This window comes from Aminobacter sp. 01T433 (genome assembly GCF_056398585.1).
This window is the reverse complement of sequence record NZ_JBFTPR010000021.1, coordinates 56965-72161: the sequence shown is the minus strand read 5'-3', so window position 1 is coordinate 72161 and position 15197 is coordinate 56965. Positions and strand designations below refer to the sequence as shown.

Genomic DNA, 15197 nt, shown 5'->3' with positions numbered 1-15197 from the left:
CCTATGCTGCGGCTCGGTCGGCGCGGACGAGCCGGTAATGCGCGAACTCGTCGCCGATGGCGGTGAACAGCAGGACCAACCCGGTAAGAGCGATGATCGCGCTGGTCGTCAGACCCTGCGTCTGAAGGATGATGCCGGCGTTGAGGATGAACGCCATCAGCGCCGCTGCGGCGAGCACGCCGAGGCAAGAGTTGCGGGCGAGCACGGCCACGATGATGCCGAGATAGCCGAAATTATTGGAGATGCCGCCCTGCAACCGGTGCACCGTTCCAGCCACTTCGAGCATTCCGGCAATGCCCGCGACCGCGCCAGAGAGAAGCATCACCATGATGATACGCCGCCTGACCGGAATGCCGGCGTAGTGGGCGTTCTCCGGATTGGCGCCGCTGATCCGCACCTCGTAGCCCCAGCGCGTGTAGCAAAGCACCGCCGCGACGATGAGCGTCAGCACTACCGCGACGGCAAAACCCCAATGGACCATGCCCCAGAATTCGGGAATCTCGTAGGGGATGCGGGGGGTGGAGGCGATCGTGCCGGCGCCGCGATCCCGCCAAGGGCCGGTCGCTACGTAGTAGACGAGCAAAGTCGCCACGAAGTTCAACAGCAGCGTGGTGATGAGCTCATTGACGCCGGCATAGGCGCGGGCGAGGGTCGGGATGGTGATCCATGCCATTCCGCCGGCCATGCCCGCCAAGAACATGATTGGGATGATCAGCCAGGCCGGACCTTCCACGAACAGGCCTATCGCTGCCGCCGCCAAAGCGCCGGCGTAGAACTGGCCCTCCGCACCGATATTCCACAGCCCTATCCGCCGGGTGATCATGACGGCTAGGCCCGTCAGGATGAGCGGCGTCACCAGCAGGCCGAGATCTTCGAGCCCGAAACCCGAGCCGAAGGTCGAACTGATAACCTGGCCGCCTAGGTCGAGTGGATTGAGTCCAGAAAAAGCGACGATGACGCTACCGACAATGAGCGCGAGGACGATCGCCGCGACGCGAACGGCTAGCGCGACTGAAGGTTTCGCCGAAGGAAAACGCTGAAGGCGCCAGCTCATTGTGCTGCCTCGACCCGGTTCGTAGACACGCCGGACACGGTCTGCCCACCCATCAAAAGACCGATCGTTTCCATGTCGGCATTCTCTGCGTCAAAAGTCGCCATGATCCGGCCTTCATAGAGAACTGCGATGCGGTCTGAGAGACTCAGCAACTCCTCGAGATCCTCCGAGATCAGCACTACGGCGACGCCCTGGTTCCGAAGCTCGACGAAATAGCGCATCATCGTGTTGATCGCACCGATATCCAGGCCCCGGCTCGGATAGGCGGCGACCAAGACCTTGTCGGCGATGCGCATCTCGCGCCGGGCGACGAGGCGCTGCTGGTTGCCGCCGGACAGGTTTCGGACAGGCATGCCGAAATCGGGGATCGTGACCTCGGCAGCCGCCGCGATCGTTCGGGCAAGCCGGTTGGCGGCGCGCGGATCGAAGAACGGGCCGTGGGACACCGCTTCGGTCTTGTACTCGCGGATCACAACATTGTCGTCGATTGACAGCGATGGTGCCAGGCCACTGCGCAGCCGGTCTTCGGGGATATGGCCGATGCCAAACGCGGCGAAGGCGGTCGCATTTTGGCGGCCGACAGGCTTTCCGCCGAGCAGGATCTCGCCCGACGCGGGCGGTCGCATTCCGGTCATCACCTGGCTGAGTTCGCGCTGGCCGTTGCCGGCGACACCAGCGATTCCGAGTATCTCGCCGGCCCTGATGTCGAGGTCGACGCTGCGTAGCGCCGGCACACCCCGCTCGTCATCGACGCAGACTTTGGCCAGCTTCAGGACCGCGGCGCCGTCGTCACGCGGTTTTTCGACGGAGCGGTCGCGATAGTTGCCAAGTACGATTTCGCGCCCGACCATCAGCCGTGCGAGCATACGATGATCGCAATCGGCGGTTGGGCGCGTCGCCACCTTGCGACCGCTGCGCAGCACCGTCACCTGGTCGGAAATCTCCAGCACTTCATGCAGCTTGTGGCTGATGAAGATGACCGCATTGCCGGATTTGCGAAACGCATCGAGCGCCTTGAAGAGCTCGCGCGTTTCGCTCGGCGTAAGCACAGCGGTCGGCTCGTCGAGGATAAGCACGCGCGCGTCGCGCGCCAGCACGCGCAAGATTTCGACACGCTGTTGCTCGCCCGCGGATAGCGCATGGACGCGGGCGCCGGGGCGGACCGCAAGGTTGAACTTGTCGGCGATTGCTTGCGTTCGCGACTCGAGCTGGACGGCAGAGGCCAATCGAGGCGTTTGCCTCCATCCGAGATGGACGTTTTCCGCAACGGTAAAGGCCTGGACCAGCTTGAAATGCTGATGGACCATGCCGATGCCAGCCGCGATCGCCTCAACTGGGGAGGCGAAGCGGACCGGTCGCCCATCGACGGCAATCTCGCCGGCGTCCGCCTGATAGATGCCGGTGAGGATGTTCATCAGCGTAGACTTGCCGGCGCCGTTCTCGCCGAGCAACGCGTGAATCTCGCCGGCCCGGATGTCGAGGTCGACGTCCGCGTTGGCGACGACCCCAGGAAAATACTTGGCGATGCCGCGCAGCGACACGATCGGCGTTGCGCCATCGCCGCCCACGGGAAGAACTTTCGGATCAGGCATTGCAGCGTCCATCGATCAAGGCGATCCGTTTTACGTGCTAAGCCCGGATACGCCTTCGACAGACCAGTCCCAGTTGTAGAGCGCGAATTCGTCGAGCGTTTCGCCCGCCTTCACCCGCACCGCGCCGGTCGTGTCCTTGATCTCGCCGGTGAACGGGCTCCAGCCGCCCATGATCTTGTCGCGCACAGCGTCGGCCTTGGCCGCTACGTCGGCCGGAACCGTCTCGCCCCAGGCATCGCGGTCAATGCCGCCGCCCAACGGCAGCAGGGCTTGGCCACCACCCGACCAGGTGCCTTCAAGCCGCTTTCTTACCTGATCGACATAGAACGCCGTCCAGTCAGGCACGATCGAGCTGACATAGGCATTTTTGCCATAGCGCCGCATGTCGGAGCTCCACATCGCCGCCCGCACGCCACGCTGTTCGGCGACCTGCAGATAGGAGGCCTCGTTCATAACGCCAAAGAGGAAGTCGCAGCCATTGTCGATCAGCGCGCTTGCGGCCTGGTTGGCGCCTTGCGGGTCGAACCAGGAGTTGATGCTGATGACCTGCAGGGTGGCCGATGGATTGACGGAGCGCGCTCCCATCAGGAACGCATTGCTCGATGAGATCGCCATCGGCACCGGGAAGGAAGCGATGAAGCCAAGTTTGCCGGACTTGCTGAGCAAGCCGGCTGCCACGCCGATCACATAAGTCGGATGCCAATGCGCGGCGTAGTACCAACCGAGATTGTCGGCGACGTTGCGCCCGTCCGCCTCGAGAAAAGCGACTGCAGGCGAGCGTTCGACGACAGACGAGAAGAAGTCTCCATAGTTAGAGGTTGAGAACACCATCTGGGCGCCCTCCTGAACGAATTGCCGGAACGTGCGGCTGGCATCGGCGGAGAAGGGAATGCTTTCGACCACCAGTGTCTTCGCCTTCGGGAAGGCCGCCTGGAGCGCCTTGATCCCTTCATTGTGCTTGGTGTTCCAGCCTTCGTCCGAGACCGGTCCAGTCAAGCCAAAGGCGATGACCGCATCCTCTTCCTTGATGCCCGCGAGAGGGGCTGCACGAGCCTGGCTGATCCAGTGCGGCAAAATCAGAGATGACGTGGAAGCTGCCGCTGAAAGAGCCAAAAACCGACGACGAGAAAATGTATGCTGATAATTCATTGAATTCCCCCCGAAATCGAGGCGAAGGCTATTTTTTCAAACCTTTGTTGACCAGCGAATATTTGCGTTCTTAGTGTATCAAAAAAATGCACAGTCGCGTTTCAGGTGTCGAGAATGCCCTTAATTACACAAGGCGCGAAAGCGCTGGAAATGGTCGCTCGATATGGGTCGATCCGCAAAGCGGCGGAACAGATGAATGCCACACCTTCTGCTGTGAATCGCCAAATACTGAATCTTGAGCTGGAATACGGTCAGCCACTTTTCGAGCGGTTGCCGCGCGGTATGCGGCCGACGGAAGCCGGTCGAATCCTGGTGGGCCAGGTTCGGAAACTACAGCAGGAGATTCTCGCTGCCGGCGCCGAAGTGGAGGGCCTGCGGCCCTCGCACGGCAGCAGCGTGAGCGTCGGAATCATGGAGTGCCTGTCGACAGGGTTCCTGCCAAAGGCTTTTCGGGCACTTCAGGCCCAGCATCCCGGTGTCAGCCTGCGGGCATATGTCGATGGCACCAACATCATACTTGAGAAGGTCAAATCCGGTTCCGTAGATTTGGCGGTTGCATTCAATACACCTCAGGACATCGGATTAAATATCGCGAAGACGGTTCATTTGAAACTTGGAATAGTTGCTCACCCGTCGCACAAATTGATGCGGAGAAAAAGCGTTGATATCGAAGATGTATTGAACGAATATTTTCTGTCGACGGACGATAGCTTGACCATTGGGCCTATGGCCGACCTCCTCATTCAGAGGTTGAGATCGCCAATACACAAGATTGCCGTTTCCAATTCCATCGCACTTTTGAAAGCAATAGTTCAAGAAGGACTGGGATTAAGCATACTGACCTTGATTGATGTCTACGAGGAAGTGGAAAGTGGAAAACTCGGCTTTGTGCCTCTCTCAGGCCCTCGAATGTCGGCAGCGCTGTCTCTCTCTTCACGCGATTTGAACGCGCTGACCGATGCTGGCAAGGCAATGGCTGGCATCATCGCCAATTCATTGGATGAAGTCCAAGCGCTGTCACTCAACAACGCTTGAGCGGCTTGCCGTGCGCATCGCAAACCAATTAGGAACCGGCGAAGGTTATCGGCTGCTCAAGATTTGTCGATAAAGCGTCCGCGCGTGAACGGTGTGCAGCCGCGCTGCCTTGGCTGCCTCATTGGCGTCGCCAGCGCGGATCGCTGCGAGGAGCTGCTCATGCTCGTTGACGATTTCAGGGCCGCGTTCCTGATGCACCGTCATCAGCCGGCGATAACGTTCTAGCCCGATCATCACCTGAATACTTGCACACATGCTTCGATTCATGAATGTTTCAGCTGTGCGGCTCGGCACTACGTCGTCGCAACCTGCACTGGAGATTTTGACCGATGCCCGAACGCTATCTTTCTCCAGCTCTCCGAGGTCTCAGTGCCATCGCTCTGACAGCACCATTGGTCGGTGTTGAGGCACAGATCTACGACCGGCTGTGGAACGCCATTCTTGACCGCAAGATTCGCCCGGGCACCAAAATGGCGGAAGACGAGATTGGAGCTGCCTTCAACATCAGCCGCACTGTCATCCGCAAGGTGCTGGTCATCTTGGAGCAACAGGGGGTTGTTCATCTGCCAGCCAATCGAGGTGCCTATGTCGCGGCGCCAACGCCTGACGAGGCGCGAGAGGTGTTCGAGGCCGCTCGCGTGATCGCTCGCCATGTCGTCGCTGAACTTGCAGCAAATCCCGACCTGCTGGGCCATGAAGAGCGAGCGCGTCTTGAGGAGCACGATAAGGTCGAGCAACAGACTGCGGCGGCACAGGACCCCCATACTACGAGGCGACTCGCGGTAGAGTTCGATATCCTTTTGGCAATGCTCTACGGCAACAAGACGCTTGCCGCAGCGCAAGAGCGTTTGCTGATGCGCTGCATGATGGCCATCACGCTTTATCAGGAACATCAGGTGTTGTGGCCGCCTTATGCAGTTCACCAACCACTGGTCGAGCTGATTTATGCCGGACAAGTCGAGCAGGCAGTCGCGCATGTCGATAAAGTGTATCGCACACTTGAAGCGAGTTTGCGACTTGCACCGCTAGACCAGGCCATCGATCTGCGCGCCATCCTCAGCGGCGATGACAGCCCGACCTTGTCTGTCGTCTCCGAATCTTCAACTGCGGCAAAGGCTGAGGGCAGCAAGCCAAAGCCCCGTCTGAAGCCTACCAAGGCATCTCTGGGCGGGGCTAAAAAAGCGCGCTCCTAAAGTTACGACTATCGAAAACTCGACTACGCCTCGCCGATGGGGTTTTGGCACTCAGCCATTACTCAGATAATTCTGACGGCGGTTTGAGGCCAGTGCGCTTGTCTCTGGCATGCAGCCATGCTCGGACATGGTCTGGGTGACGCTCGGCCACCCAGACCGAGCGGGCGAACTGATCGAAGGCTAGAATCAGCTCCAGCTGCCCCATTGGCGGTGCCAACCTATCCCGGCCTCTGGCTGTCGGATGGCGCCTACGGCATGACGGGCGCTCCTCCGAGCGGCCGTCTTGTTGCCGAACTGATCCTGAAGCGCACACCTCAGATTGAGGCTGCGCCCTGTTCATTATCTCGCTTCTGAGCCATCAGCGAACTGCATGAACCCAGTTTCGTTCGTCGTTCGCCAACCCTCGCTGTATCCCGACCAACTCACTGCGCAGCCTGTCGGTAACTGGACCCACCTTGCCGTCGGCTATGGCAAACGACCCTCCCGAAAAGCGTACAGCACCGATTGCAGCGACGACCGCTGCAGTGCCGCAGGCAAACACCTCCCTAAGCCTGCCGCTTGCGGCGTCTGCTTGCCATTGATCGAAGCTGTAAGCCGTCTCCTCGACTGCCATGCCGGCGTCACGAGCGATCGCGATAAGAGAGGCCCGGGTGATGCCGGGTAGGATCGTGCCTAGAGGCGGCGTTACAATGCTGCCGTCGTCCATGACGAAAAAGATGTTCATGCCACCGAGTTCTTCCACCCAGCGATGTTCCGCGGCATCGAGAAACACAACTTGGTCGCAGCCATGCTTGGTCGCGTCTGCTTGTGCGATCAGACTGCCGGCATAGTTGCCGCCACACTTGGCGGCTCCGGTGCCACCGGCAGCTGCCCGACTGTAGTTGTCCGAGACCCAGACGGTAATCGGTTTCTCTCCACCCTTGAAATAGGCGCCAACTGGGGATGCGATGACACAGAAGATATAGTGAGACGCGGGGCGAACTCCCAGAAACGCGTCGCTTGCGAACATGAAGGGCCGCAAATAGAGACTGCCTTCTCCTTCTGGAATCCACTCGCGGTCAATCCCAACGAGTGCTTCAACCGCTTGGACAAAGACAGGTTCAGGCAGCTGTGGCATAGCCATGCGTTCGGCCGAACGATTGAATCGACGCGCATTTTCCTCGGGACGAAACAGGGCAATCTCTCCCCCGCTTGTCCTGTAGGCCTTCATGCCTTCGAAAATTTCTTGGGCGTAGTGCAGTACTGCGCTGGCTGGATCGAGAGAAAACGGCTCGCGCGGCCTGATGCGTGCGTCGTGCCAGCCTTCGTCGGCTGACCAGCTTATCGTCACCATATGGTCGGTGAAAATCCTGCCGAACCCAGGGTTTTCCAGAAGCTTCGCGCGTTCCTCCGAAGGAACGGGGTTTGTTGCCCGTGTGGTACTGAACAGGAGGGTTTTGTCCATAGCAGTCTCGTTCCTAGTAGGTCATTTGGGAGCCGTTCGAACGGCGCCATCCACTCTGATCGTTTTGCCGTTCAGCGTGGTTCACGATGATACTCTCCACCAAAAGCGCAAATTCATCAGATTTACTAGGCCAACCTGCATGATGAACCTGTTTGCCAAGCGAATTTTGCGCCGCATGCGGCAGACCGGCAAGCATCAACGCCACGATAGGTCGATATGGAAGGCGAGGAGGGCCTCCAGCTCATCGGGTCCCGCCCCAACCGCGACTGACTGGTCGATCCCGGGCCGCCCGCAGGCGGGCGCCACATCTCGGGTGGTCCTTCCTGGCGTTAGGGTCGTTTCCTCTTAATCCCCGCTGTCCGGCTTCGGCACGCCAGTTGGCGCGCGGTAGCCCCGCCGCTTCTTCTTTGTTTCGATACGCCCAAGTACACTTTGAGCCTCGTCGGATTCGTCGAAGGTTTCGATCATGACTTGTCCGCTGGTACCGATCCGCCCCCAGTTGCGAATGACCGATACGCCGCCAAATAAGGTCGGCTGGAGAGTGAGGCTGTAGAACCGGCGCATGTTGAGAGACGCATCGATCCGGTGCAAATGAATGTCGTTTCTGGCGTGGGGCATGGCCGAGAGTCTCACCGCGACAGCGAGCCACGTCCAACGACATATTTGAATCCAACGGCCGAGATCGATTCATTTCGGTAATGTTTTTCGACGGACCGCAGGGGCCGTCTTCACTCTTGCGGTCATGCGAGAGAGCAGTGATCGAGCCTTTAGTTCGCTTTCCGTAGTCCACCGCGCCGGCGCGCCGGGCGGTTTCCTGCCGTAGCGGAAATATCAGGTTGCGCTGGTGATACATCAGTTGTACGTAGTCATTGCCGATTAGACCATCGGCTCGCCTGCGGCCCTCGTCGCTTCAGGGATTAACAGGACCGTCAAGTGCGGCTCGGGAAAGCCGCACTGGCGCATGGGGAGTGGCATGCCTTCAATCAGTCGTCGTGATCTCATTGCAGCAGCGGCTGCCGTCGCTCTGGCGTCTTCGTTCGCCCTGCCGGCCTGGGCGCAAACGCAGCCGAAGCTCGAGTTCCTCTATTCGCCCTACGCCGACTACGCGCCGTTCTTCGTTGCCAAGGAATTCGGCTACTTCGACGAATTCGGCGTCGATGTGACGCTTTCGCCGAAGGGCGACACGGCCGAGACAATCCAGATGCTCGCCTCCGGCAACATCGAGGCCGGCGGCGCGACCTGGGGCGCCAGCCTCTTCAACGCACTCGACCGCGGCGCAACCGTCGCAATCATCGCCACCTTGGCCCGCATGCCGGCCACGGTTCCATCGCCATCGCCCTTCATGGTCTCGCAGAAAGCATGGGACGAGGGGATCAAGACTGTCGCGGACCTCAAGGGCAAGCGCGTCGGCATTCCAGGTCCGGGCGGCTTCGGCATGTATTCCACGGCCAAGGCCCTGGAGAAGGGCGGACTAACGATCGAGGACGTCGAGGCGGTCTTCCTGCCGCCGCCCGCGACCGCAGCCGCCTTCGCCAATGGCGCGCTTGAAGCCGGCTGGAGTATCGAACCCTTTGCCCAGCAGCTAGAGAAGCAGGGGCTTGGCCGCCGTCTGGTCGAGGACCACACCTTCGGCACCGAGCTCGGCCTGATCGCCTTCAACCAGGATTTTGTCGCGGCCAACGAGGATCTCGTAGTGCGCTTCATGGCGGGCTATCTCAAGGCCGCTCGCCTGCTCGACAATGGCGGATGGCAGGACGACAAGGTTGTCGCCGTAGTGTCGAAATACACCGGAACCGAACCCGATACGCTGCGCGGCATCCCTTATACCGTCCGCTCCGAGGACGGTGCTATCGACATGGCTTCGGTGCGCGAGCAGGAGGAGTTCTTCCGCAAGCGTGGCACGCTCGAATATGAGGGCCAGGCCAAGATTGACGCCGTCTATCGTCTCGATCTGCTGAAGCGCGCCAACGACCTGCTCGCAAGCAAGAAGTGATGGCAGTCGTGCGTGAGGCAGTGCATCCGTCCGCGGCGGAAGCGGCTCCGCCGGCTATCGAGGTCAGTCATCTGACCAAGGCCTTCTACGACAGCGAAGGCGACCGCGTGACCGTGGCCGTCTCCGATGTCAGCTTCTCGGTGGCACGCGGCGAGTTCGTCTGCATCGTCGGGCCTAGCGGTTGCGGCAAGACCACGGTCCTGCGCATCCTCGCCGACCTCGAGCAGCAGCTCGGCGGCACGGTGAAGCTGCACAGCGCGACCCCACCGGCCATGGTCTTCCAGGAGGCGTCCGTGCTGCCCTGGCTGACGGTGTCGGAGAACATCGCCTTTCCGCTCAGCCTCAAGGGCGTCTCTCGGGCAAAGCAGGAAGCGCGCGTCAGCGAGCTTTTGGCGCTGACGGGTCTTACCGACTTCGCAAACGCCCGCCCGCACCAGCTCTCCGGCGGCATGAAGCAGCGCGTCTCGGTGGCGCGCGCCTTGGTCGACGACCGCGAGATCCTTCTGATGGACGAGCCGTTCGGCGCGCTCGACGAGCAGACCCGCCTTGTTCTGCAACAAGAGCTGCTGCGGATTTGGGAGACGACCGGCAAGACCGTGGTCTTCATCACCCACAGTGTCGATGAGGCGCTGACGCTGGCCGACCGCGTGATCGTCATGTCGCCGCGTCCCGGCACATTGGTCGCCAATCTGACGGTTCCCTTCGAGCGGCCGCGCGACGTTGTCGAGATGCGGCGCGACAAGCGGTTCTGGGACATGACTTACGAGGTCTGGCGTCTGCTGGCCTCTCCTGCGGGAGCCTGAGATGAGCGCCACTCCCTTGACGCTGACGGAAGAACAATGGCGCCGGCTGAAGGCGCCGGCGCGCCGCGAACGGATCTACCGCATCGCGTCCTATTTCAGCCCGCTGCTGCTGCTGCTGTTGTTGTGGGAACTGTGCAGCCAGTTCAATCTGATTGACCGGCGCTTCTTCCCGGCGCCGAGCGCGATTGCAGGCACCGCCTGGCGCATGATCGTAAGCTTCGAACTGTTCGACCATATCGGGGCTACGCTGCGTCGCGTCGGCATCGGTTATGTCATGGGGGCCGTGCCCGGTATCATCATGGGGCTGATCCTCGGCCTGTCGCGACCGGCCCGCCGGATGCTCGGACCGATTTTCGCGGCGCTCTATCCTGTGCCGAAAATCGCCATTTTGCCGCTGATCCTGCTGATCTTCGGCGTTGGCGATGCGTCGAAGTTCGTCGTCATCGCCATCGGTGTGTTCTTCCTGATGTTTTACAACACCATGGGTGGGGTGATGCAGACGCCTCAGATCTACATGGACGTCGCCAAGAATGCCGGCGCGACCAGGCTGCAGGTTTTTCGGCGCATTGCTTTCCCGGCAGCGCTGCCGAGCATCTTCACCGGGCTGAAGCTCGCAGCCGGTTCGTCCTACATCATCATCGCTGCCGCCGAGTTCCTTGGCGCGCGTAGCGGCGTCGGCTTCTTCATTTGGGCATCATGGCAGACGTTTGCGGTGTCGCGCATGTTCGTCGGCATCGTGGCGATCTCGGCCATGGGCTATCTCACCATCCTTGCGCTTGAGGCGCTGGAGCGGCGTTTCGTGCCCTGGGCGAAGCATTGAGGGGCTGAGGAGCACAAGCTCATGACCATCGATGCTGACCCAACCTCCCATGCACCTGTTTCGGAGCGTATCTACCTGGCGCTTCGCCAGGAGATCATGCGCTGCGAGATCGTGCCTGGGACGACGCTGGATGCAGCTTCCATTGCCAGCCAGTACGAGGTCTCGAAGACGCCGGTGCGCGATGCCATGCAGAAGCTCGCCGCCGACGGGCTGGTCACGATCCTGCCGCGCAGCGGCTATCGCGTCGCCCCTATCACGTTCCAGGCCGTGCACGATATTCTCGATATGCGCGCTGCGATCGGACCGCATGCAGCTCGGCAGGCGGCACGCTACGCCACGCCCGCCGAAATAGCTCTGCTGCGCCAGATCGTCAGGGAATACGACGCGCCGATGGATATCGGCACCATGCAACAGGTTGCACGCCGCTTTCACCTTGCCATCGCCCGCTGCAGTCGCAACAAGCGCGTCGTTGCTCTTTCGGAGAGCCTGTTTGACGAGCTCGAACGCCTCTTGCGTTTCGCCATCGATTTCACGGTCAAGACCGGCGAGCATTCCGACGAGCACACAGCACTCGTCGATGCAATCGAAGCTGGCGACGGCGAGAAGGCCGCCGCAATCGAGTTCGCTCATATCAAGCACAGCCGGGAATTCCTGATCGAGCGCCTGATGACGTTGGGCTACCTGTCGGAAAGCGAGATCCGGCTTGGCAGCACTGCGCGGAGCCCGGGCAAATGATTGCGATCTCTGATGCGCAAGACGGGCTGTCGGCCGCCCTTGGCGGCAGCCGCGCAGCGAAGCTCGCGGCTTCGGCTTTGGTCGAGGCTGATGCGCTTGGCTTGCCGCGCTTTGGCATCGCCATGCTCGATGAATGGACCGCCGATGCTGCCCCAGTGCCTAGGGGCGAGGGCTCGCAGGCCATTGCCTGGCTCGACTGCTCCTGCTGCTTTGCGCCGCTCGCGGTCGCCAGCGCCACGCTCGGCTTGGCCGACACCGCCCGGCAATTCGGCGTCGCTGCCGTCTTCCTGCGCGGTGTCAGGGGCTTTGGCCGGCTTGCCCCCTTCGTTCGCCATCTCGCTGATGCCGGCCTCCTGGGCATCGCCGGCGCCGAAGGCCCGCCTTTCGTCGCCGCGCATGGCGGCAATCGTCCGGTGATCGGCACCAACCCGCTGGCGCTTGCCATGGGGCAGGGCTCGAACCGCGTCGTCATCGACGTTGCCACCGGCAGCGCTACCATGGCGGATATACGCAATGCTCGTGCTTCCGGCGCACCATTGCCTGAAGGGATCGCACTGGACGGCGAAGGACAGCCGACCAGTATCGCTGCCGAGGTTGCGGCTCTGCTGCCGCGCGGCGGTCAGATTGGTTCGCTTCTCGGGCTCGTGGTCGAGCTCATGGCAGGCGTCGCCGGCGGTGGCAGAGGGGATCCGAAGGGGCGGGGCGTGTTCATCCTCGCTTTCGATCCAGCACGGGCTGAAGACCGCATCGACTGGCAAGCAAAACTTGCCGGGTTGAAGAGTGATTGGACGGATGGCGGTGGTCACTGGCCACGCGGCGGCAGTCTGTCGTCAGAAGCCGTACTGGATGGTGATTTCGCACGGCGTCTCGACGCCTATCTCCGCCACATGACCAGCCGGGCCGCCCGATGATCGCGCCGGCCACTTACCTACAGAGTTTATGATCCAGATGACGACAAAGCCAGTTTCCGCGCCTGTCCTTTCAGTCGAGCCTGTCGATGGCCTCATCGACGAGCCGCGCCGAATTGTCGTCTCCGGTCTTGCTCCCGACGAACTTGTCGCCATCTCCGCCCGCACTGAGCGAGCGCGTGGCGTGGCATGGATGAGCCAGGCGACCTTCATGGCCGACGCGCAGGGCGTGGTCGATCTGACCCGTGACGCTCCCGTCGGCGGTGATTATGCGGAAGTCTCGGCAATGGGCCTGATCTGGAGCGAGCAGCCGGTCGACATCGCGAGCGCTGAACTCTTTGCCGACGATGTCATGCAGCCCCTGCAGACGATGTTGACGGCCGAAACCGCCGATGGCGCCCAGGCCGAGTCCAAGCTCTACCAGGGTTTTGCCGCACCAGGTGTGGAGCGGCAGGAAATCCGCGAGGACGGCCTGGTGGGTACGCTGTTCACGCCGGTCGGGCCGGGTCCTCATCCTGTCGTGGTGGTGCTTAACGGCTCCGGTGGCGGCATCAACGAACCGCGCGCCGCTTTGCTTGCATCCCGTGGCTACCTGGCCTTTGCGCTCGGCTATTTCAAGGCGCCGGGCCTGTCGCCATTCATCACCGAGACTCCACTCGAATATCTCGAGACCGGCCTGCGCTGGGCACGCCGGGAACTCCAGCCAAAAGACGGCTTCGTTGCGGTCAGTGGCCAGTCGCGCGGCGGCGAACTCGCGCTCCTGCTTGGCGCCACCTTCCCGGACCTGGTCTCCGCGGTGATCGCATTCGTGCCCGGTGCCGTGGTCCATGGCGCACAGGGTGCGGGCGATCCGACGCGTGGCGGCTGGCAAGGTACTACTTGGACCCGGGACGGAATTCCCCTGCCGCATCTGTGGCAAGACAACAGTGCCGTGCATTGGCACCCTTGGGCCGGCGACGCTCCGCCCAGCCGGCACCACTCTGTCTTCTTCGAGGGGCTAAAAGACACGGCGCTTGTGGCGCGCGCGCGCATTCCGGTCGAAAACATCGCAGGTCCGGTGCTGCTGATCTCGGGGCGAGATGACCGCGCCTGGCCGTCCAGCCTCTATTCGCGCATGGTTGTATCGACGCTCGGCCAGCACGACCATCCTCACTTGGTCCGCCATCTCGACTTCGATGATGCCGGGCACGCCATCAACCTGCCGATCGTGCCGTCGACGCAGCTGAGCCGCCTGCACCCGGTCTCGAAGGTACCCTACACCAACGGCGGCACGCCCTCCGGCAACTCCAGAGCCGACGACGGTTCCTGGCGCGGCATGCTCGCCTTCCTGGGAGAGGTCACCGGCTCCGCCGGTCAAGACTGAGCCGGAACCCTCATGCGCAAGCAGACAGCTGAATTCTTCGAAAGGGAGACGAACATGCCCACAAGAGAGCATCTAGAAGGCCAGTGGCGCGAGTGGCGCTACGCTCATGTCGCCAAGATGTTTCGCCCATATGGCTGGACTTCGCTGGTTGCCCAGTATTGGCTAGAAGCAGATGACAAGGACGTCAGTTTCGACCTGCTTCCCGGCACCTGGTCGGTCGAAGGTGGCAAGGTCATGTTCACCCCGCCCGTCTCAGGGCCGACGCTTTCGGTTGATGGCACGTATCCCACGGGGCCGGTCGAAATCATCCCCGGCCGCAACCAGACCTACGGCCACGGCAAGAGTGAGCCGGTCTACTTCGGCGTGAACGAGGTCGAGGCGATCTTGCGCAGTAAGAATGATGGCCAATCCCTCTACGGCGTGCGCGTGCGCGACCCCAGGGTGGCGACGTCTGTGGAGCAGGCTGGTGTCACCGCTTTTGACTACGACCCGGCCTGGCGTATCCGCGGCGTCTACACGCCGACCGCGCACACCGAGTACGAGGCAGAGACCGTGGAAGCTGGCGTGCGCGAATCGACGCCGCGCATCGGCACCTTTGCCTTCGAGCACAACGGCAAGAGCTACAGCATCGAGCTGATTGGCAAGGACACGGCAACAGGTGTCCAGCCGGTGGCACATGTGCGCGACAAGACCAGCGGCCCCGTCACCTACGGCGCCGGGCGCGTCATCGAGCTGCAGTTCGCCGATGATACGAACACCCGCATTGACTGGATCGATTTCAACTACGCGGTCGCGCTGCCATGCGCCTTCACGAACTTCGTCACCTGTCCGCTGGTTCCTCGTGAGAACCAGCTCGATTTCGAGGTGCTCGCAGGCGAGAAGCGCCCCTCGCAGGATGTGGCGAGGACAATGACCTACCAAACCAGAACAGACGGCGCTTCCTGACGCGCATCGCGGCTCACTCGAGGTGTTCATCAAGAACTGATGGACACCCGCCCGTTGCGGCCGTCATAAGTGGTTTTACGGGAGTTCCTGCCACTGCAAAGAGATCGCGCCAGGTAGCCCGAGGCAGGGGATTCGATTTCTTCGGCGTCGGCTGCCCGTTCGG

At 61.6% G+C, this 15197-nt stretch carries 15 protein-coding genes; 9 read left to right on the top strand and 6 right to left on the bottom strand.

The window, feature by feature from the left end:
* Position 1: 1 nt before the first annotated feature.
* The 3 genes from AC1DLV_RS26325 to AC1DLV_RS26315 are packed head-to-tail and all read right to left on the bottom strand — an operon-like array spanning position 2 to position 3795.
* Positions 2-1054, bottom strand: a complete 1053-nt coding sequence (locus tag AC1DLV_RS26325) for an ABC transporter permease (protein WP_476802987.1) — start codon at positions 1052-1054, stop codon at positions 2-4.
* Positions 1051-2646 carry an ABC transporter ATP-binding protein gene (locus AC1DLV_RS26320; RefSeq protein ID WP_476802986.1) on the bottom strand — a complete coding sequence of 532 codons (1596 nt, stop codon included), beginning with the start codon at positions 2644-2646 and terminating at the stop codon, positions 1051-1053. Before AC1DLV_RS26320 ends, AC1DLV_RS26325 begins: the two co-directional genes overlap by 4 nt.
* Positions 2647-2676: 30 nt before the next feature.
* On the bottom strand, positions 2677-3795 hold the full coding sequence (locus AC1DLV_RS26315; protein WP_476802985.1) for a BMP family ABC transporter substrate-binding protein: 1119 nt from the start codon (positions 3793-3795) through the stop codon (positions 2677-2679).
* A gap of 114 nt (positions 3796-3909) precedes the next feature.
* Here AC1DLV_RS26315 and AC1DLV_RS26310 point away from each other — a divergent pair, with 114 nt between their 5' ends.
* Entirely contained in the window at positions 3910-4830 is a 921-nt protein-coding gene (locus AC1DLV_RS26310; RefSeq protein WP_476802984.1) for a LysR family transcriptional regulator, read from the top strand.
* Between the two features lie 45 nt (positions 4831-4875).
* Here the strand turns inward: AC1DLV_RS26310 and AC1DLV_RS26305 are convergent, their stop codons facing one another.
* A complete protein-coding gene (locus AC1DLV_RS26305; protein WP_476836290.1) occupies positions 4876-5097 on the bottom strand; it encodes an FCD domain-containing protein in 222 nt (73 codons plus the stop codon).
* A gap of 62 nt (positions 5098-5159) precedes the next feature.
* Here AC1DLV_RS26305 and AC1DLV_RS26300 point away from each other — a divergent pair, with 62 nt between their 5' ends.
* Entirely contained in the window at positions 5160-6023 is an 864-nt protein-coding gene (locus AC1DLV_RS26300) for a GntR family transcriptional regulator (protein ID WP_476802982.1), read from the top strand.
* A gap of 358 nt (positions 6024-6381) precedes the next feature.
* On the opposite strand, the gene AC1DLV_RS26295 is transcribed toward AC1DLV_RS26300, so the two are convergent.
* Positions 6382-7467: a branched-chain amino acid aminotransferase gene (locus tag AC1DLV_RS26295; RefSeq protein WP_476802981.1), complete on the bottom strand. Its 1086-nt coding sequence runs from the start codon at positions 7465-7467 to the stop codon at positions 6382-6384.
* Between the two features lie 345 nt (positions 7468-7812).
* The gene (locus AC1DLV_RS26290; protein ID WP_476802980.1) at positions 7813-8085 is read right to left on the bottom strand and encodes a WGR domain-containing protein; all 273 of its coding nucleotides are present in this window, start codon (positions 8083-8085) and stop codon (positions 7813-7815) included.
* Between the two features lie 355 nt (positions 8086-8440).
* Between AC1DLV_RS26290 and AC1DLV_RS26285 the strand changes: the two genes are divergently transcribed.
* The 7 genes from AC1DLV_RS26285 to AC1DLV_RS26255 are packed head-to-tail and all read left to right on the top strand — an operon-like array spanning position 8441 to position 15034.
* On the top strand, positions 8441-9460 hold the full coding sequence (locus tag AC1DLV_RS26285; RefSeq protein WP_476836289.1) for an ABC transporter substrate-binding protein: 1020 nt from the start codon (positions 8441-8443) through the stop codon (positions 9458-9460).
* Positions 9460-10263, top strand: coding sequence for an ABC transporter ATP-binding protein (locus tag AC1DLV_RS26280; RefSeq protein WP_476788481.1), 804 nt, complete (start codon positions 9460-9462; stop codon positions 10261-10263). Before AC1DLV_RS26285 ends, AC1DLV_RS26280 begins: the two co-directional genes overlap by 1 nt.
* Before the next feature lies 1 nt (position 10264).
* Positions 10265-11083: an ABC transporter permease gene (locus AC1DLV_RS26275; protein ID WP_476802978.1), complete on the top strand. Its 819-nt coding sequence runs from the start codon at positions 10265-10267 to the stop codon at positions 11081-11083.
* Between the two features lie 21 nt (positions 11084-11104).
* Positions 11105-11818 (top strand): GntR family transcriptional regulator, encoded by a 714-nt coding sequence (locus AC1DLV_RS26270; protein ID WP_476802977.1) that lies wholly within the window; start codon positions 11105-11107, stop codon positions 11816-11818.
* A complete protein-coding gene (locus tag AC1DLV_RS26265) occupies positions 11815-12729 on the top strand; it encodes an Ldh family oxidoreductase (RefSeq protein WP_476802976.1) in 915 nt (304 codons plus the stop codon). The genes AC1DLV_RS26270 and AC1DLV_RS26265 overlap by 4 nt, the downstream gene beginning before the upstream one ends.
* Before the next feature lie 37 nt (positions 12730-12766).
* Positions 12767-14089 carry an acyl-CoA thioesterase/BAAT N-terminal domain-containing protein gene (locus AC1DLV_RS26260; RefSeq protein WP_476802975.1) on the top strand — a complete coding sequence of 441 codons (1323 nt, stop codon included), beginning with the start codon at positions 12767-12769 and terminating at the stop codon, positions 14087-14089.
* A gap of 12 nt (positions 14090-14101) precedes the next feature.
* Positions 14102-15034, top strand: coding sequence for a DUF1684 domain-containing protein (locus tag AC1DLV_RS26255; protein WP_476802974.1), 933 nt, complete (start codon positions 14102-14104; stop codon positions 15032-15034).
* Positions 15035-15197: the final 163 nt, after the last annotated feature.